This is a genomic window from Streptomyces marispadix (genome assembly GCF_022524345.1).
GTDB lineage: Bacteria > Actinomycetota > Actinomycetes > Streptomycetales > Streptomycetaceae > Streptomyces > Streptomyces marispadix.
The window spans coordinates 4,222,226-4,241,768 of record NZ_JAKWJU010000002.1; the positions used below are offsets into that span (position 1 = coordinate 4,222,226).

The 19,543-nt window shown below is 70.0% G+C and carries 14 protein-coding genes and 1 pseudogene; 13 read left to right on the forward strand and 2 right to left on the reverse strand.

The genetic code is table 11. From position 1 onward, the window contains the following. Nucleotides 1–103 precede the first annotated feature (103 nt). Complete coding sequence (locus tag MMA15_RS17760) at nt 104–628, forward strand: hypothetical protein (protein WP_241060964.1); 525 nt, start codon at nt 104–106, stop codon at nt 626–628. 115 nt (nt 629–743) lie between these two features. Here the strand turns inward: MMA15_RS17760 and MMA15_RS17765 are convergent, their stop codons facing one another. Beyond that, nucleotides 744–1,361, reverse strand: a complete 618-nt coding sequence (locus tag MMA15_RS17765; protein WP_241060966.1) for a hypothetical protein — start codon at nt 1,359–1,361, stop codon at nt 744–746. 167 nt (nt 1,362–1,528) lie between these two features. Further along, nucleotides 1,529–2,296 (reverse strand): RDD family protein, encoded by a 768-nt coding sequence (locus MMA15_RS17770; protein WP_241060968.1) that lies wholly within the window; start codon nt 2,294–2,296, stop codon nt 1,529–1,531. 303 nt (nt 2,297–2,599) lie between these two features. On the opposite strand from MMA15_RS17770, the gene MMA15_RS17775 reads away from it, so the two are divergent. From MMA15_RS17775 to MMA15_RS17830, 12 genes and pseudogenes are all read left to right on the forward strand, one after another. Further along, nucleotides 2,600–3,457 carry a bifunctional methylenetetrahydrofolate dehydrogenase/methenyltetrahydrofolate cyclohydrolase gene (locus tag MMA15_RS17775; RefSeq protein WP_241060969.1) on the forward strand — a complete coding sequence of 286 codons (858 nt, stop codon included), beginning with the start codon at nt 2,600–2,602 and terminating at the stop codon, nt 3,455–3,457. Between the two features lie 5 nt (nt 3,458–3,462). Next, nucleotides 3,463–3,870 (forward strand): DUF3017 domain-containing protein, encoded by a 408-nt coding sequence (locus MMA15_RS17780; protein WP_241060971.1) that lies wholly within the window; start codon nt 3,463–3,465, stop codon nt 3,868–3,870. A gap of 334 nt (nt 3,871–4,204) precedes the next feature. Next, entirely contained in the window at nt 4,205–6,010 is a 1,806-nt protein-coding gene (locus tag MMA15_RS17785) for a helix-turn-helix domain-containing protein (protein ID WP_241060973.1), read from the forward strand. Between the two features lie 658 nt (nt 6,011–6,668). After that, nucleotides 6,669–7,658 (forward strand): malate dehydrogenase, encoded by a 990-nt coding sequence (locus MMA15_RS17790; RefSeq protein WP_241060974.1) that lies wholly within the window; start codon nt 6,669–6,671, stop codon nt 7,656–7,658. A gap of 576 nt (nt 7,659–8,234) precedes the next feature. Further along, on the forward strand, nt 8,235–10,085 hold the full coding sequence (locus tag MMA15_RS17795) for an AbeC-like domain-containing protein (RefSeq protein ID WP_241060976.1): 1,851 nt from the start codon (nt 8,235–8,237) through the stop codon (nt 10,083–10,085). After that, complete coding sequence (locus MMA15_RS17800; protein WP_241060978.1) at nt 10,082–10,591, forward strand: hypothetical protein; 510 nt, start codon at nt 10,082–10,084, stop codon at nt 10,589–10,591. The genes MMA15_RS17795 and MMA15_RS17800 overlap by 4 nt, the downstream gene beginning before the upstream one ends. A 22-nt stretch (nt 10,592–10,613) precedes the next feature. Further along, nucleotides 10,614–11,432 (forward strand): serine/threonine kinase C-terminal domain-containing protein, encoded by an 819-nt coding sequence (locus tag MMA15_RS17805; protein ID WP_241060979.1) that lies wholly within the window; start codon nt 10,614–10,616, stop codon nt 11,430–11,432. 494 nt (nt 11,433–11,926) lie between these two features. Next, nucleotides 11,927–13,456 (forward strand): aldehyde dehydrogenase family protein, encoded by a 1,530-nt coding sequence (locus MMA15_RS17810; protein WP_277400370.1) that lies wholly within the window; start codon nt 11,927–11,929, stop codon nt 13,454–13,456. Between the two features lie 91 nt (nt 13,457–13,547). Beyond that, nucleotides 13,548–15,110: pseudogene (locus MMA15_RS17815) on the forward strand (GMC family oxidoreductase); the annotation flags it as partial. Nucleotides 15,111–15,238: 128 nt separating this feature from the next. Further along, nucleotides 15,239–16,348 (forward strand): quaternary amine ABC transporter ATP-binding protein, encoded by a 1,110-nt coding sequence (locus MMA15_RS17820; protein WP_241060983.1) that lies wholly within the window; start codon nt 15,239–15,241, stop codon nt 16,346–16,348. Between the two features lie 109 nt (nt 16,349–16,457). Beyond that, a complete protein-coding gene (locus MMA15_RS17825) occupies nt 16,458–18,497 on the forward strand; it encodes an ABC transporter permease (RefSeq protein WP_241060984.1) in 2,040 nt (679 codons plus the stop codon). Nucleotides 18,498–18,567: 70 nt separating this feature from the next. Beyond that, nucleotides 18,568–19,527 carry an ABC transporter substrate-binding protein gene (locus MMA15_RS17830; RefSeq protein ID WP_241060986.1) on the forward strand — a complete coding sequence of 320 codons (960 nt, stop codon included), beginning with the start codon at nt 18,568–18,570 and terminating at the stop codon, nt 19,525–19,527. The last annotated feature ends 16 nt before the right edge of the window (nt 19,528–19,543 follow it).

A 19,543-nucleotide genomic window follows, 5' to 3' on the forward strand; every position in this document is an offset into this window, starting at 1 on the left:
CGTCCACCGCCTGCGGCTCCCGGCTCGCCGTCCGCCGCCCGTGGTCCCATGCCCGTGGCCCGCCCGCTGACGTGCCGCATCCCGTACGCCATACTCGGTTGCCATGAAGGACGGACCGACGCCGGGACAGGGCGGATTCGGACCGGCGGAGCCCACGCCGCCTCCCGACGACGGAGCGGCGTACGGATACCCCGGTCCGCAGGGGGGCTACGGATATCCGGCCGGCGCCGGACCCATGGGACCCGCGGGACAGATGGGCGTGCCGGGCCACGACGGCGGATACGCGCAGCCGCTGGTCGTCATCGGCGACATCACGGTGACGGCCGACGGCATCGTCACGCCCGCGGGCAAGATGCCGCTGAGCGGCGCCACTTGGACGGTCACGGACATGTCGCGCACGGAGGAGCGGATACCCACGCACGCGATCGTGCTCGCCGTGGTCTTCGTGTTCTTCTGCTTCCTGGGGCTGCTCTTCCTGCTGATGAAGGAGCGCACCACGGCCGGTCACGTCCAGGTGACCGTGAACAGCGGCGGGAAGTTCCACTCGACGATGATCCCGGTGCACGACCCGATGGCGGTGCACCACATCATGCAGCAGGTCAACTACGCCCGTTCGGTGAGCGTTTGACGGGCCGGCAGTCCGACGGCAGTCCGCCGGCCGGCCGGTCCGGCGGCGTGAGGGCCGTACGCCGCGAAGTCGTGCCGCGTCTCGCACGGCCCTCGTCGCCGGATGCCGCGGGCGCTCAGTAGCGCGTGCGGTTGAACCACTGCGAGCCGTCTTCCTTCGCCATGAAGACGATGATCAGGATGCCGAGCGCGAGCGGGACGATGCCGATGACGACGATCAGGCTGATCAGCCCGCCGAGGGCCATCAGCGACCCGTAGACGATGGTCCATATGCGGACGCCGTTGCCGCCGGTGTTGAACTGGGTCGCCAGGAAGATAGCCCCGGCGCTGACGATGAGCCCGAACACTCCGATGGCGACGATGAGTCCGGCTCCGACGTCGGCGAAGTCCGAGCTGTTGGCGCTGAACATCGCGGCCTGTACGAAGTTGCCGATCGCGCCCAGGATGCCCAGGCCGCCCATGATGAACAGGATGATCCGTACGGCGTTGACCGTGCCCGGCATCGTCACAGGGGCGTTCGGGTAGTTGAAGCCGGGCTGCTGCGGATAGCCGCCCTGTACCGGCTGCTGGAAACCGCCCTGGGGGAAGCCGTACCCGGGCTGGGCGGGCTGCTGCGGGAACCCTCCCTGCGGCTGCTGCGGATAGCCGTAAGGCTGCTGCGGAGGCGGCTGCTGAGGGGGCCGCTGGTACGGGTTGCCGCCCTCATAGGGGTTCTGTGGCGGTGGATAACTCAACGCTATGACCCTTCAGTCGGGGATGGCGTGCGAGAGGGCGTACGAAGGGCCGCGCCCCCGGTGTCCCGCGGCACGGCCCCCGTACGGTGACGCTGCGACGGGACAAACGATACGGTCCCGCGTCCCCGGCACACCGTCCGGTGCGCCGGAGAAGGCTCACAGCGCGGTTACTTCTTGATGACCACCGTCCCCGCGGCGCGGTCGTGCCAGCCCTGGAGCTTCCCGCTGTTGTCGAAGAACGGCGAGAGCACGACGAGCAGCGCGCCGATGTAGCACGCCAGGGCGCCGGCGACCGGGATGATGTAGCGGATGAACCCGCCGCCCACGCCCGGCACTTGACCGTCCGCCTCACGGATGACGCGGAGCCCCATCGCCATCTTCCCGAACGTCGCGCCCCTGAAGGCGATCATCAGCCACTCGTAGAGGGCCATCATCACGGCGATGATCAGGAACATCACGATGAAGATCCCGAACGCGCCCATCCCCGCCTCCTGCGCGTCCTGGACGCACTGGCTGTAGCCGGGGTCGGTGTAGGTGCCGCAGTCGTCGACGGACGAGCTGGTGATGCCGATCGCGCTGCCGACACCGGCGACCATGACGATCGTGTAGACGGTGCCCAGGATCAGGCCGTCGATGAGCCGTGCCAGGAACCGCTGGCCCATCGTGGCCAGTTGCACCGTGCCGAGGTAATTGATGTTTATGTAGCCGTTGTTGGCCTGCACCGTGCCGGGCGCCTGCTGCGGATATCCGTACCCGGGCTGGCCCGGGACGCCGCCCGCCTGCGGCTGCTGCGGGTACCCGTAGCCGGGCTGGCCGGGCTGCTGCGGGACTCCCTGCTGCTGCGGATAGCCGTACGCCTGCTGCTGCGGCTGTTGCGGCGGCTGCTGCGCGTAGGGGTTGTTCGGGTCCTGGCCGGGCGGTGGTGGATAGCTCACGAGTACGTTCCTCCGGGCTTTCGACTGGGGACGGAATGGGCCGAAGTTCTCGAGGAAACGACAGTTCCGCCCCCGCAGGTGCCGTAATTGGGCTGCGTGAGCTGCGCGCTTTGCACGATGTGCCTCCCCCGATTTGCGACGCCGGCCGTCGGCCCGTCATGGTGCGGTGGCGGCGTCGGCGAATCATGTTGGTAGGCCGAAGGTGATGCTGTCCAGCTAGATCTCGGAATGTGGCGAATCCGCAACTCGACGCTCACCCCGCCCCGATTTCGGCCGCGCCGCCGCATCCGGGAGTATGGACGCATGACGGCGCAGATTCTCGATGGCAAGGCCACGGCAGCAGCGATCAAGACCGGTCTGAAGGAGCGCGTCGACGCGCTGCGCGCCCGGGGCGTCACACCGGGCCTCGGCACCCTGCTCGTGGGCGACGACGTCGGCAGCCGGAAGTACGTCGCGGGCAAGCACCGCGACAGCGAACAGATCGGCGTGCGTTCCATCCGGCACGAGCTGCCCGCCACCGCCACTCAGGACGAGATCGAAGCGGTCGTACGGGTGCTGAACGAGGACCCGGAGTGCACGGGCTACATCGTGCAGCTTCCGCTCCCGGCGGGCATCGACACCAATCGCGTCCTCGCGCTGATGGACCCCGACAAGGACGCCGACGGGCTGCACCCCACCAGCCTGGGCCGTCTCGTGCTGAACGAGCCGGGCCCGCTGCCGTGCACCCCGCGCGGGATCATCGAGCTGCTGCGTGCGCACGGCGTCGAGTTGAACGGTGCGCACGTGGTCGTCGTCGGCCGCGGCATCACCGTGGGGCGCTCCATCCCACTGCTGCTGACGCGCCGCAGCGAGAACGCCACGGTGACGCAATGCCACACCGGCACCCGCGACTTGCCCGCGCTGCTGCGGCAGGCGGACGTGATCGTGGCGGCGGCCGGAGTGCCGCATCTGATCAAGCCGGAGGATGTACGTCCGGGGGCCGCCGTGCTGGACGTGGGCGTCAGCCGCGACGAGAGCGGCAAGATCGTCGGCGATGTCCACCCGGGTGTGGCCGAGGTCGCCGGGTGGCTCTCGCCGAACCCGGGCGGTGTCGGCCCGATGACCCGCGCACAGCTCCTCGTCAACGTCGTAGAGGCGGCCGAGCGCGCCGCCGGGGAGTGATCGGCATGGGGGCGGAAGGGAGTTCGCGGCCGTCGCGCCGCTTCCCGTCGGTCACGCGTGACACGGCGCGGCCGGCGGGCGGACAGCGGGCGATGGGCGCCTACCACGCGGCTCCGTACCGGCAGTGGCCGTTGCTGGCGGTCTGCTGCGGGGTGCTGATCGGGCTGCTGGTGACGGTCGCCGAGTTCCGCGCGGGGACGCTGATCATCGGGGTGTCGCTGCTCGGCGGCGCGGTGATGCGCTGGCTGATGCCGTCGGTCGGGATGCTGGCCGTGCGCTCCCCGTACACGGACATGGTCACCTACGGCGTGCTGGGGCTGTCGATCGTTCTGCTGGCGATGATGGCGCAGCCCAACCCGTGGCTGAACCTGCCGATCCTGGAGAAGATCGTGCACTTCGTGGTGGGCAGATAGCGGGCGGCAGACAGCGGGCCGGACGTCACACAGCGGCAGACGGCGGGTTTCGGTCGCCGCGCAGGGACTCGGCTTCGCGGACCCGGGACCGGGCCAGGCGTCCGGTTGCGGCGACTCCGCCGCCTGTGCCCCGGCCCGTCACGCTCCGTCCGGCACCCCAGAGCACATGCCCCGACACGTGGTGTGACGTGTGGCGAAAGCCCGTATGGCGGCCCGTACTTCCCGGTGGAAGTGCGGGCCGCAGCCATGGATGCACTCCCCGGACGGGGTGGCAGACTAGGTGATGATCTGGCGCGGGAATTGTCGATGAACTCGGGGGACGAGGGGGAGGCACATGCCTCGGTGGAGGCCGCTACCGGAGGAACTGGACCCGCAGATCCGGGAGTTCACCAGCCAGCTGCGGCGGCTGGTCGACCGCAGCGGAATGAGCGTCGCGACCATCGCGGACCGTACGGGCTACAGCAAGTCGTCCTGGGAGAGGTATCTGGGCGGACGGCTGCTGCCGCCGCGCGGGGCCACCCATGCGCTGGGGGACGTCACGGGGACCGACATCCGTCACCTGGAGACGATGTGGGAGCTGGCCGAACGGGCGTGGAGCCGCGACGAGATGCGGCACGACCAGACGATGGAGGCCATCCGCGTCGCCCAGGCACGTGAGGCGCTGGGCGAGTTCTGGGACGACGAGCCCGCCAAGGGCCGCAAGTGGGGCCGCAAGGAGAAGAACCGGACCAGGAACCGCGAGAAGAACCGGGACAAGGACGGCGCCCGCGGTCAGGAGGAGGCGCACAGCGGCGGCGAGACCGCTGTGAAGGAGGAGGAGTGGAAGGAGAAGACGGGGGAGATCCCCGTGTTCTCCGAGAACTCGCAGCACCGGGCGGCCTCTTCGGGGTTCCTCGCCCCGCCGTCCGCCTCGTCTCTGCCGGGCGCGCGCACCGGCGCCTCCGCCCCGTCCGGCTCAGGGAACTCCCCGGACTCCCCGGATTTCGCCCATTCCCCCACCTCCTCGAACCCCTCCGACTCCTCCAACTCCTCGACCTTCTCGTTCTTCTCCCCTTCGGCATCCGCGTCCGCCGCTCAGCCGGAGACCGGCCGCCCGCCGATGGACGACGAGACGGCCGTGCTGCGTCCGCGGCCGCTGCCGGGACGGGGCGGTCGAGGAGCCGACGGCGGACGAGGCACCAAGGGCGGCGACGGCGCCGGTTCCGCACCGGGCGGCTTTCCCGCGCAGCGGGTCGACGTCTCCTCGTGGGGCGCACCGGTGGAGCACCGCTCCGGCGCACCCGCGGGCACCGGCGGCAGGCCGGGGCCGGGCCGTACGGAGCCTGTTCGTACGGGTACGGGACCGCCCGCGTATCCGTCCAACTCGGAGGCGTCCCACGCGAGTCGGGCCGCGGCGGGCGACGGCCACGGCGACCCGGACGCCCCTGACGGCGTAGCCGCGCCGCACGGCCACGGACGTTCCTCGCGTGGACGCCGGGTCGCGGCGCTGCTCGGTGGAGCGCTGGCGGTGTTCGCGGTGCTGGGCGCCGGAGTGATGGTCTTCGGTCTGCCCGGCGGTGCGAAGGACTCCTCCGCGTCGCCCGCGCCCTCGGCGACGAACAAGCCGCCCGACCTTCCCGCCGGTGTGAAGTGCCGTGGCAAGAGCTGCTCGGGCAAGGACCCGGAGAAGATGGGCTGCGGCGGCCAGAACGTCAAGAGCAGCAACTCCGCCTTCGTGGGACCGAGCAGGGTGGAGGTGCGCTACAGCAAGGTGTGCCAGGCGGCTTGGGGCCGTATCACCGGCGCGGCACAGGGCGACAGCCTGAAGATCAGCGCGAAGGGCCAGGCCGAGAGCGACAAGGTCGACGCCACGAACGACGCCTACACGGAGATGGTGTCCGTCAGTTCGGCGACCGAGGCACGTGCGTGCGCGACCCTCGTGGCCGGTACGACGGGCTGTACGAAGGTGAACGCGGCGGGTCAGGCGGGCACCGACGCAAGCACGGACGCGGGGGCGGACGCGGGCGCGGGCGCCGAGGGGACCGCGGAGACGGCCGGTACGACGGGTACGACGGGAACGGTGGGCAGGGCGGACACGCGCGACGGCGCTACGACATCCGGCACCGAAGAGACGGCGGGCGCAGGCGACGCCGTCCCCTGACGGCCCCGGAGCCCGCCGCCCCCTGACGCACTCGACGCCGTTCCATGGATGTGACGGCGGTCCGAACCGTCAACGCGCCCGGGGCAGTCGAAGGCGGTCGGTGACGGTTGGGGAACCGGGTCCGGGCTGCCGGTCGCCGATCGGCAGGGGTACCGGCGAGGGGCGTGGCAGCGTGTGAATTCCCGTCCGACGGTCCCGTGAGAGGGGCCCGCCCCGCGACGTACTCGCCCCCCGGCGACCGTGGCGGCCCCTCGTCCCCGTCGCCTCACCCTCTCCGTACACCCACCGCCCGGCGGTCCGCATCGCGGTCCGTATCGCCTCAACTCGCCCTCATCCAGGCCCCGTTGAGGCTGGCTGAAAATGGTTGGTGTTCGGATCGATGCGCATGCATGCATCGTTCTATCCCGGGAAGGCGCCCCTTCAGCACCCCCCCACGGGCTGGCAGCACCGGCAGCCGCCCCCGCCATCCCTCCTTGCGCGGGCGGCTGCCGGCGCGTATCGGGCGTCGGATAGCCTGGCGCGGGGTCTCTTGATGTAGAGAGACATCCTGAGAGACACCGAGAGACGTCCGCACAGGGCAGGGCGCGTTCCCTCCGGCTCTCCGCCGGGGAAGGCATCCACCCTCGACATGCCACCGCCAGGTACTACGGAGACCGCCATGACCCGCACCCCCGTCAATGTCACCGTCACCGGAGCGGCTTACCAGATCGGCTACGCGCTGCTCTTCCGTATCGCCTCCGGCCAGTTGCTGGGAGACGACGTTCCCGTGAGGCTGCGGCTGCTGGAGATCACGCCGGCGCTGAAGGCGGCCGAGGGCACCGCCATGGAACTCGACGACTGCGCCTTCCCGCTGCTGCACGGCATCGACATCACCGACGACCCGAACGTCGCCTTCGACGGCGCCAACGTGGGCCTCCTCGTAGGCGCCCGCCCCCGTACGAAGGGCATGGAGCGCGGCGACCTGCTCGAGGCGAACGGCGGCATCTTCAAGCCGCAGGGCAAGGCCGTCAACGACCACGCGGCGGACGACGTGAAGGTCCTCGTCGTCGGCAACCCCGCGAACACCAACGCCCTCATCGCCCAGGCCGCCGCCCCCGACGTGCCCGCCGAGCGCTTCACCGCGATGACCCGGCTCGACCACAACCGCGCTCTCACCCAGCTCGCCAAGAAGACCGGCACCCAGGTCTCCGACATCAAGAAGCTGACGATCTGGGGCAACCACTCCGCGACGCAGTACCCGGACATCTTCAACGCGGAGGTCGCGGGCAAGAACGCCGCAGAGACGGTGAACGACGAGAAGTGGCTGGCCGAGGAGTTCATCCCGACCGTCGCCAAGCGGGGCGCCGCCATCATCGAGGCGCGCGGCGCCTCTTCGGCCGCGTCCGCGGCCAACGCGGCCGTCGACCACGTGCACACCTGGGTCAACGGCACGCCCGCGGGCGACTGGACGTCGATGGGCATCCCCTCGGACGGTTCGTACGGCGTTCCGGAGGGCCTGATCTCCTCCTTCCCGGTGACCTGCGAGGGCGGCTCCTACCGGATCGTCCAGGGCCTGGAGATCAACGACTTCTCGCGTACGCGCATCGACGCGTCCGTTCAGGAGCTGGCGGACGAGCGCGAAGCGGTCCGCGGCCTCGGACTGCTCTGACGCGACGGCCAGGCGCGCACGGCGCGGTCACGGTGCGCTGCCGGCGTGCTCGAGTGCCCTCCTGGTACGCGACATCCCGAACGGGCCCGCGTGGCCCGGGAGTCAGGCTCCCGGTGCTCGCGGGCCCGTCTCGCTGTGGACGTCGTCGCGATCGTGGCCGTGGCCGGGGTCGTACCCATGACCGCGACGACCGTGGGCGTGGACGTAGCCGTATGCGGACGTGCCCCGGCCACGGACGTCGCGCCCTGCTCTTACGGGTGACGGTCTGTCGTACCGATGGGATCGGCGGCACGCGGCGACCGTGCGGAACGGTGCGGTCCGTACCACGATGAAACGTCAGTTCACCTTCTCCCAGGGGAAGTTGGCGCATTCCCCGTACTCGGAGCCGACAACTCCGGTGCGTTCCCGAAGCGTTATCCACAGGCAATTTGCTCTCGTGGTCGAGGCGCTGTCACCTCCGGTATGTTCAAGGCCAATCCCTGGACGAACCGTGGGAAATCGGGGCTACTCATGAGTTACTCAATGCGCACGCCTGCTCACAGTGAGGCGACGCGTCTGCTGTGCGCCGGTGCGCGCTTGAACGCCGGTTTTCGTCAGCGCGTCATCGACGAGCTGGTCGGTCACGCCGAGCGTCCTGTCGCGCCGTCGCTGGGTGTGGACGTGCGCCCGGTGCTCGCCCACGCGCTTCAGGCGCGTCGTCAGGAGATGCAGACGGCGCTGGCGCTGCTGGCCGTGTGGATCGGTTTCTTCCTCGTCTCCGTGCTGCTCGCGTGGGATTCGCTGGACGACCGTTTCGGCGGCAATCTCGACCTGTCCCCAGACGAACTCCTCTTCCCCACGGCGTACGTGGGCGACGATCCCTCCTCGCTTTCCCTCCAGCCTGCCGAGTGGGTCCTCTTCTACGCCGGTGTCGTTCTCGCGCTGTGGGCGGGCCGTGCGATCTCGGGCCGTGCGACGCTGCTGTACGCGGGTGCGAGGACGTCGCCGCGGTCCCTGCGTTCGGCGATACGGCGCAGGCTGGGCGCGGTCGTCACCTATGCGGCGCGAATCGCCGCCGCCGTCTACTGGATCAGGGCACTCGGCTCCGTCGCCGACAATCCCTATCCCGTGATCTTTCCGCTGCTGATGGCGGCGGTGGTGTGGATGCACCGGATCAGGGTGACGGCGGTGCTGCGGGAGCAGCTCAGCCGGGAGAACTTCGCCACCGCACAGCAGCCCGTCCTTCCCTACGCCGAGCGCTATCGGCGCATCGGTGACGCGATCGACCGCGAGCAGCACGCCGCGGCGACGCTTTACGACGCGAACCGCCCGTTCGTCGGTGCCGGCGTCCCGCACAAGCCGTGGTCCTTCGCGCTGGAGCTGCGCCGTAAGAAGGAGTCCCCGTTCGCCGAACCGGCAGGTGCCGTGCCGCCCCAGGCGGTGCACGCATCGACGGCGACCGGCACGACGAAGGGCCAGGACCAGGCGCAGCAGGCCGAGTTGGCGCAACGGTATCCGGCGCCGCCCCACCCCGGCGCGATGCCGAATGTGCAGGGCGCGGAAGTGCCGTACCCCGACGGGCAGTTCGCCGAGGAGCAGCCTCCCGACGGGCAGTCGCAGCAGACACAGCCGCAGCAGCGGCCCGCGTACCACCTCTCCAGCCGCCACATCATCGACATGATCACGCCGAGGCTCGTCGCGCTGCGGGAGTCGACCGCGCGGACCAGCCGCGACAGCCTCCGCGGCCTGGAGATCGAGGAGTTCGTCTATCTGCCGTCCGGTGTGCGCCGCGACAGCGGCGTCTACAAGGCGGAGAGCGTGCAGCAGCATCTCTCCGAGGCGGCCGACGACGGCGGTGAGGCACGCCGGCACTTCCTTCGCGTCCGTGTCGGCTCGTGGCACGAGCAGGTGGTCGTCTCGCTGCTCGTACGGATCCACACTCAGGGCGGGATGCTCGTGCTGGAGGTCGTCCCGCATGTACTGGGGCCGGTGGCCGAGGAGTTCAGGGAGATCGACGCGATCGTCGAGCGCCATGCGGCCGGACCGCTGCGCGAGGGTGTGCTCGCGTTCCTCACGGCACCCGCGGCCACCGCGGCGGCGGGCATCGCCACCGCGCGGACGCTGATGTCGGTCGTACGCGTCTGGTTCAGCGCCCCGGAGTACGCGGCGCCGGACGCCCCGCTGGTCTCCGTAAGGGAGTTGGCGAGTACGAACGAACTCTCGCTGTTCCAGGAGATGGACGTCAGCCGGTACATCAAGACCGTCCAGGACCGGATCGCCAGCGGCGTGCGGGACGCCCTGGAGCAGCGCGGCTTCCGTACCGACCGTTTCGAGCAGCAGATCGTGAACGTACGGGACGGCGGCGTGTACATCGAGGACATGAGCGGCGGGGCCGTGGCCACGGGAGACCACGGCACGGCGCAGCACATGGAGAGGAGCCCGGCGTGAGACCGCCCGGCGAGGAGACTTCCGGCGGCCCGGAGCCCGGCGCTCGTATGCTGGACGCCGGTCCTGGCGCGCAGGAGCCCGGCCAGGGCGATCGTCGAGGCGAGTCCGGCGGCCGTCCGCACGGCGGGGGCCGTCCCGCAGGCGGCGGTGGCGGCGGAGTGCACATCGGCAACATGTCGGGCGGCGCGATCGCCACCGGCGCCTACGGGCAGGCGACTTCGTACAGCTACGCCGCCCCGCCGCCGCAGACGGACGAGGCGACGCTGGCGCTTCTGGACGCGGTGCGGGCGCTTCGCGCGGACATCCGCGTCCTCACCGCGACCGACGAGACGGCCGCCGTCGACGGTGAACTGGGTGAGATCGAGGGCGAGATCACGCGTTCGGGCCGCGCGGAGGCGGGCCGTCTCGCCCGGCTCCGCGACCGCCTGGAGGCGGGCGCGAGCGCGGTCGGTCTGCTCGCGTCGGCGACCGCGGTCGTGCAGGCCGCCGCACAGGTGCTGGGGTGAGCGACATGAGGGGTGGTGGCCGGTGATCCGATTCGATGCGGACCAGCAGAGATGGGTCGACCAGGACGCGGATGTGCTGCTGGCACAGCGGCACACGGAGTCGGCACGTCAGCAACGGCACGTGGCGAAGGGCGCGTTGGCGGTGCTGGCCGTGTGCGGACTCGCCTTCGGGGCGTGGGCGCTCGGCTGGAAGGACGAACCGGTCCCGCCGGACGACCGTGCGCAGCCGTCGGTGGTCAGCCCCGATCCGAGTGATTCGTCCCGGCCGGGCAGGAGCGCGCCGGGAGGTTCGGAGGGGGCGTCCGGGACCACCGATCCGGGCGCTTCGGGCCCGCCGGAGGGGTACGAGATCGCCGAGGACCCCGAGGGGTTCAGCCTGGCGGTCCCCGAGGGCTGGGAGCGGCGCACCGAGGAGCGTGACGGCCCGCAGGCCGTCTTCTATGAGAACTCCGACGCCAGCAAGCAGCTTCAGGTCTTCTGGGTGGAGGACGCCGACCCTTATGAGTCGCTGGAGCTGGCGGAGAAGAACGCCGAGAAGAACGACAGCTACGAACGTGACTCCCTCGACCGGCTCGACGGCGGCGACGGAGCCGCGGCCAGGCTCGAATACACCTATGACTCCGACGAGCACGGCGGTCCGCGACGCGTCATAGACCACCGTTTCGAGGCGGCGGACGGCGAGCTGTACGCAGTCATCGCCTACGGACCCGACAAGGACGGTGCCTCGGAGGAGCAGAAGGAGCGGCTGGACACGGCGCTGACCTTCTTCTGCCCGACGGGGGTGGACTGCCAGGCGCAGAGCGGCGGCGGTGACGGCGACGACGGACTGGGCGGCCCGTGAGCCCCTGACTCCGTGACCTCACGGCTTCCGGCCGCCCGCCGCAAGGCACCGGGTCCCGGCACGGCCGCAAGGCACCGGGTCCCGGCGCGGGCCCCACGGCACCGGCCTCACGCACCCGCGGACGGCCCCGCACTCGCCGCCCGAGGACACCTCCGTAATCGCACCCGCGCCCGTCGACCACATCCACGAGGCCGCGACGTCGATCATGGAACCGGCCATCCGCGGGCGACCCCGGCGACGTCAATGCCGCCTCCCCGAGAAGGCGACAGATCAGGCCAAGCCGACGCGCACAAATCGTTATGAACGTCGATGCACGGCTTCTATCGGCCTCTTTGCCGTGCTCCACCGCACATCGGCCGTGAGGAACCCCACTTATCTTCGCCCGGCGGACATGCAAACGACTAGACGGGGCAGGGTTCGCTCTTGTCATGTGACCAGTGCATGGCCTTATTTCAGCGTGATCGCGATGTGACTTTGTCGTGACACGATGCGTCATGACAGCTCGGAAGGCAGTAGAGAAGGTGTCCGAAACCGAAAGCATTCATATTGACGGCGACTGGCGCGCTGCGCAGGCCGGCGGGAAGAGGGAGATCCTCGACCCCGCCGACGCCACCACGCTCGCGGTCGTCGCAGACGGCGGCGCCCCGGACGCCGACGCCGCCGTCGCCGCCGCCCGCCGCGCCTTCGACGAGGGCGAGTGGCCCCGTACACCCGTCGCCGAGCGGGCCGCCCTGCTGCGCAGGGTCGCCGACCTGCTCCAGCGCGACCGTGAGGAGATCGGCCTCACCGAGTCCCGGGACGCGGGCAAGACCCTGGAGGAGGGGCGCATCGACGTCGACGACGTCACGGCGGCCTTCCGCTACTTCGCGGACCTCGTCGCCGGCGAGTCCGGCGGCCGCGTCGTCGACGCAGGCGACCCGGATGTGCACAGCGTCGTCGTGCACGAGCCCGTCGGCGTCTGCGCCATGATCACGCCGTGGAACTACCCGCTGCTCCAGGCCAGTTGGAAGGTCGCCCCCGCGCTGGCCGCAGGCAACACCTTTGTGATCAAGCCCAGTGAGATCACCCCCATGACCACGATCCACCTGGTGAAGCTCCTCGCGGAGGCCGGTCTCCCCGCGGGCGTCGCGAACCTGGTGACCGGGCCCGGCGACCCCGTCGGGGCCCGCCTGGCCGAGCATCCCGACGTGGACCTGATCTCCTTCACCGGCGGCCTCGTCTCCGGCACGAAGGTGGCCCAGGCCGCGGCGCCCGGCGTGAAGAAGGTCGCCCTGGAACTCGGCGGCAAGAACCCCAATGTGGTCTTCGCCGACGCCTGCGCCACCGAAGAGGGCTTCGACACCGCCGTCGACCAGGCGCTCAACGCCGCCTTCATCCACAGCGGCCAGGTCTGCTCCGCCGGTGCGCGCCTCATCATCGAGGAATCCGTCCGTGAGCGCTTCGTCAGCGAACTCGCCGCCCGCGCACAGCGCATCCGGCTCGGCCGCGGCACCGAGGAGGGCGTCGAGTGCGGGCCGCTCGTCTCGGCCCAGCAGCTCGCGAAGACGGAGGCGTACGTGGCGTCCGCCCTGGACGAGGGCGCGGTGCTGCGCAGCGGCGGCGAGCGCCCCGAGCCGTCCGACGTGCGCCCGGCCGACGGCTACTTCTACTCGCCGACGGTCCTGGACAACTGTCACCGGCGTATGAAGGTGATCCGGGAGGAGACCTTCGGGCCTATCCTCACCGTCGAGACCTTCCGCACGGAGGACGAAGCGGTGTCGCTCGCGAACGACACCGAGTACGGCCTCGCCGGCGGCGTATTCTCCGCCGACACCGCCCGGGCCCGCCGAGTCGCGTCCCGCCTGCGGCACGGCACCGTGTGGATCAACGACTTCCACCCCTATCTGCCGCAGGCGGAGTGGGGCGGCTTCGGCAAGTCCGGCGTGGGCCGCGAGCTGGGTCCGCACGGCCTCGCCGAATACCGGGAGACCAAGCACGTGTACGAGAACCTGCGTCCCGCACCGGTCCGTTGGTTCTCGGGCTGACGGCGGCCGACGGAGTGTCCGCATGACCACGTCCTCCCGGCCGGAACACGTGAATCTCAAGGAGCACAGCACGGAAATGGCCAGCCACGACATGTCCACCTACGACTACGTCATAGTCGGCGGCGGCACTGCCGGATCGGTGATCGCCTCACGCCTCACCGAGGACCCGGAGGTGACCGTCGCTCTCATCGAGGGCGGGCCGTCCGACGTCGACAGGCCCGAAGTGCTCACGCTGCGCAGATGGCTCGGCCTGCTCGGCGGTGAACTCGACTACGACTACCCCACGACCGAGCAGCCCCGCGGCAACTCCCACATCCGGCACAGCCGCGCCAAGGTGCTCGGCGGCTGCTCCTCGCACAACACGCTGATCTCCTTCAAGCCGCTCCCCTCCGACTGGGACGAGTGGGAAGCGGGCGGCGCCGAGGGCTGGGGCGCCGCCGCCATGGACCCGTACTTCGGCAAGCTGCGCAACAACATCGTGCCGGTCGGCGAGCAGGACCGTAACGACATCGCCCGCGACTTCATCGCGGCGGCGAAGGACGCCCTCGACGTCCCCGAGGTCGACGGCTTCAACAAGCGGCCCTTCCACGAGGGCGTCGGCTTCTTCGACCTCTCCTACCACCCGGAGACCAACAAGCGCTCCTCCGCCTCCGTCGCCTATCTCCACCCCCACATCGAGGCCGGCGACCGCCCCAACCTCCACATCCTCCTGGAGACCTGGGCGTTCAGGCTCCAGTTGGAGGGCGCGAGGGCCACGGGCGTACACGTACGCGGCAAGGACGGGCAGGAGCGGCTGATACGGGCCGGGCGCGAAGTGCTCGTCTGCGCGGGCGCCGTGGACACCCCGAGGCTGCTGATGCACTCCGGCATCGGTCCGCGGCAGGACCTGGAGGCGCTGGGCCTTCCGGTGGCGCACGATCTGCCGGGCGTAGGCGAGAACCTGCTCGACCACCCTGAGTCGGTGATCGTCTGGGAGACGGACGGGCCCATCCCCGACAACTCCGCGATGGACTCCGACGCGGGCCTCTTCCTGCGCCGGGACCCGGAGTCGGCCGGACCCGACCTGATGTTCCACTTCTACCAGATCCCCTTCACCGACAATCCGGAGCGGCTGGGCTACGAACGGCCGCCGCACGGAGTGTCGTTGACGCCGAACATCCCCAAGCCCCGCAGCCGCGGGCGGCTTTACCTCACGTCGCCGGACCCGGCCGTCAAACCGGCCCTGGACTTCCGTTACTTCACCGACGAGGACGACTACGACGGCCGCACCCTCGTCGACGGCATCAAGGCCGCACGGAGGGTCGCGGAGACCGAGCCGTTCGCCGGCTGGCTCAGGCGCGAGGTGTGCCCCGGGCCCGGGGTGACGTCCGACGAGGACATCAGCGAGTACGCGCGGAAGGTGGCCCACACGGTCTACCACCCCGCCGGCACCTGCCGGATGGGCGCCGCCGACGACGAACTCGCCGTCGTCGACCCCCTGTTGAGGATCCGCGGCCTGGAGGGCATCCGCATCGCGGACGCCTCGGTCTTCCCCACGATGCCCGCCGTCAACCCGATGATCGGCGTGCTCATGGTGGGGGAGAGGGCGGCCGACCTGATCAGGGACGACCGTTCCGGCGGGCCCGCGTCCACCACGAGCACGAGTACGCCCGGCGCCACGAGCACGAGTACGTCCGGCGCCACGAGCACGAGTACGCCCGGCGCCACGAGCGCCGCGAACACTTCGAGCAAGACGACCACGACGACGAATCCGACGACTACGGCACCGGGAGGTGTTGCGTGATGTCCGAGACCCACGAGTCCGCCCCGGTCACCCCGGTGTTCTCCGTACGCAATCTGTGGAAGGTGTTCGGTCCCAAAGCACATCGGGTGCCCGGCGACAAGGAACTCGCCGGGCTCTCCGCCGCCGAACTGACCAAGCGCACCGGCTGCACCGCCGCCGTACGCGACGTCTCGTTCGACGTACGCAAGGGCGAGGTCTTCGTCGTCATGGGCCTCTCCGGCTCCGGCAAGTCCACGCTCGTGCGCTGCCTCACCCGCCTCATCGAACCGACCGCCGGCGTGCTGGAGATGGACGGCGAGGACGTCCGCGGCATGGACAGGCACCGCCTGCGTGAGCTGCGCCGCCACCGCACCGCCATGGTCTTCCAGAACTTCGGCCTGCTGCCGCACCGCACGGTGACCGACAACGTCGCCTACGGCCTGGAGATACAGGGCGTCTCCAAGCAGGAACGCCGCGCCAAGGGCAACGAGATGGTCGAGAAGGTCGGCCTGGCGGGCCTGGGCGACCGCCGCCCCGTGCAGCTCTCCGGCGGCCAGCAGCAGCGCGTCGGCCTGGCCCGCGCGCTCGCCGTGGACCCCGAAGTCCTGCTGTTCGACGAGCCGTTCAGCGCCCTCGACCCGCTGATCCGCCGCGACATGCAGGAGGAGGTCATCAGGCTGCACCGCGAGGAGGGCCGCACGATGATCTTCATCACCCACGACCTGTCCGAGGCACTGCGGCTCGGCGACCGCATCGCGCTGATGAGGGACGGCGAGATCGTGCAGCTCGGCACGCCCGAGGAGATCGTCGCCAACCCCGCCGACGACTACGTACGGGACTTCGTCCGCGACGTCCCCCGCGAACAGGTCATATCCGTGCGCCGCGCCATGCGCCCCGCCGACAAGGCCGAGGCCGACCGCGGCGCCGAACTCTCACCGGACACGCTGGTCTCCGACGCGATCGAGGCCGTCGCCCGCAGCGGCGAGAACCTCCGCGTCGTCGACGACGGCCGGACCATAGGCGTCGTCGACCACGCCTGCCTGCTCAACGTCGTCGCGGGCCTCGACGGCGACGACAACGGCAACGGCGAAGGCGACGCGGGCAAGGACAAGGAGGTGGCCGCCGTATGAGCATCCGCTTCGTGGCGCCCGCGCCCGTAGGACGGCGGGGCCGCTTCGGGCACGCTCCCTTCGGGGACGGCCGATTCCGGGACGACGACGGGACGGCGGTGACGAGCGAATGAGCACCCCCACCATTCCGGAGCAGGGCGAGAAGGTCACCGACGCCCCCGCCCCGAAGGCCGACGAGCGGCCCGAGCAGCCGAGCGCGCCCGGCGGCCTCGCCGTGCTCGCCCGCGACCCCAAGGTGCTGGCGGTGCTGTTCGCACTGCTGGTCGTGGTCGTCAGCGCCGCCGTGACCGGGTCCGGCGTATGGCCCGGCGGCTGGACCGTCGACATCAAGACACCGCTGAACGACCTGGACAACTGGCTCGTCGACAACCGCGAGAAGAGCCCGATCTTCCTCTACTTCCTGCTGCACATCAGCAACTCCGCCGAGTCCTCGGTGGACGCCATCGTCAGCCTCTTCGACGCGATGGGCTGGGTCGGCGTCACCGTCGTCGGCACGCTGGTGGGCTGGGCGGCCGGAGGCTCCGACCTCTCCCGCCGTGCCCTGCGCACGGGCGCCACGACGCTCGGCGTCTTCGTCGCTTGCGGTGTGCTGGAGATGTGGGAAGCCACGATGGAGACGCTGGCCCTGATGACGGTGGCGGTCTTCGCCTCCGCCGTGCTGGGCCTGCTGCTGGGCCTGGGAGCCGGACTCTCCGACCGCTTCGAGAAGATGCTCCGCCCCGTCTTCGACACCATGCAGGTCATGCCGGCCTTCGCCTATCTGCTGCCGCTGCTGCTGATGTTCGGCGTAGGGGTGCCCTCCGCGCTGATCGCGACCGTCATCTACGCGGCTCCGCCGATGGCACGCCTCACCTCGCTGGGGCTGCGCAGCGCCGACCCGGCGGCGCTGGAGGCGTCCGCCTCGCTGGGCGCCAGCTCCTGGCAGCGGCTGTGGACGGCCCGGCTGCCGCTGGCACGCAAGCAGATGATGCTCGGCCTCAACCAGGCCATCATGATGTGCCTGTCGATGGTCGTCCTCGCCTCCCTCATCGGCTCCGAGGGCCTGGGCGACGAGATCTACCAGGCGCTCGGCAGCCTCGACGTCGGCACCGCGCTCACCGCGGGCGTCGCCGTCGTGCTGATCGCGGTGCTGCTGGACCGTACGACCGCGGCCGCGGGGGAGCGGCTCGACGCCACCGTCAACGTCGGGGCGACGAAGCTCATGACCCGCGTGCGGCTCGCCGTCTGGGGCCTGGTCCTCGTACTGATCGGCGTGTTCTCCGCGATCGGTTCCTCCCTCGGTGAGCGCGAGTGGCCGGAGGCGTGGACGGTGGACCTGACGCGTCCGCTCCAGGACGCCGTCGACTGGCTGACCGACACGATCGGTTCCGGCGTCCCGGTGGTGGGAGGCACCGAGGTGTGGGCGCACGGCTTCACCGACTACATGCTCAATCCCCTCCGCTCGGGCCTGCTCACCACCCCCTGGTGGGCGCTGGCCCTCCTGGTCGCCGTCGTCGGCTGGGTCGTCAGTACGTGGCGGGCCGCGCTGACCGGCGTGATCTGCCTCGGCCTGATCGGCGTGATGGGCCTGTGGGAGAAGTCGATGGACACCTTCTCCCAGGTGCTCGGCGGCCTCGTGGTGACCGTGGCCATCGGCATCCTGTTCGGCATCCTCGCTGCCCGTATCGAGCGCGTGGAGCGGATGATGCGTCCGGTGCTCGACACGATGCAGACGATGCCGCAGTTCGTGTATCTGATCCCGGTGATCGCCCTCGTCGGCCTCAGCCGCAGCGCGGGCATCATCGCGGCCGTCATCTACGCCTGTCCCGCCGTCATCCGCATCACCGCGCAGGGACTGCGTTACGTCGACCCCGCGGCGATGGAGGCGTCCCGCTCCCTCGGTGCGACCGGCAGGCAGCAGCTTCTCGGCGTCCAGCTTCCGCTGGCCCGCAAGTCGCTGCTCGTCGGCGTCAACCAGGGTGTCGTACTGGTGCTTTCGATGGTCGTCATCGCCGGTCTCATCGGCGGCGGCGCGCTGGGCTACGACGTCGTGCAGGGCCTGTCCAAGGGCGACCTCTCGCAGGGTCTGCCCGCGGGCGTGGCCATCGTCTGCCTCGGCATCATGCTCGACCGGATCTCCCAGCCCGCCGGAGCGCGCCCCCGTGAGTAGGCGCCCACAGAACGCACCCCCCACCCCCGACGGAATCCCCGTACCCGAGAAGAGAAAACAGGTCACAGACATGCAGAAGAAGCAGATACGCACCACACTCGTCGCCGGTATCGGAATCCTCGGCGCCCTCTCCCTCAGCGCGTGCGGCGCCGCCGACACCAGCAGCAGCGGAGGCAAGGACGACAAAGTCGTGCTCGCTGAACCTTCCTGGGTAGGCGCGCAGGCCAACGCCGCCGTCGTGAAGAAGCTCATGGAGGACGAACTCGACGTCAAGGTCGAGGCCAAGCAGATGGACGAGCCGGTCGCCTTCGACGCGCTCGACAGCGGCAAGGCCGACGCCATCCTCGAGGACTGGCACGGCGTACCGAAGAAGCAGAAGAAGTACGTCGACGAGAAGAAGACCGTCGTCTCCGGCGGCGACCTCGGAGTCGTCGGTCACATCGGCTGGTTCGTGCCGAAGTACTACGCGGACAAGCACCCCGACATCAAGAACTGGAAGAACCTCAACAAGTACGCGAAGGACTTCCGCACGTCGGAGAGCGGCGACAAGGGCCACTTCATCGGTGCCGCCCCGTCGTACTCGCAGCACGACAAGGAACTGATCAAGAACCTCAAGCTGGACTACAAGCACATCCCCAGCGGTGCCGAGGCGGCGCAGCTCAAGGAGATCCAGCGGCTCTACAACGCCAAGAAGCCGTTCCTCACCTACTGGTGGGAGCCGCAGTGGATGAACAACAAGATCGACATGACCGAGATCGAGCTGCCGAAGTACACGCCGGGCTGTGAGGAGCCGCCGGCGAAGGCCAAGTGCGGCTACGAGACGAACCAGTTGGAGAAGTTCCTCAACGCCGACTTCGCCAAGGGCAACAGCGACGCCGCGAAGTTCATCAAGAACTTCAAGTGGACCACCAAGGACCAGAACGAGGTCGCGGGCAACATCGCCGGCAAGAAGATGAAGCCGGAGGACGCGGCCGAGAAGTGGATCAAGGCGAACAAGTCCACGTGGGAGAAGTGGCTGCCGAAGAAGTGACGCCGCCGCGCCTCGG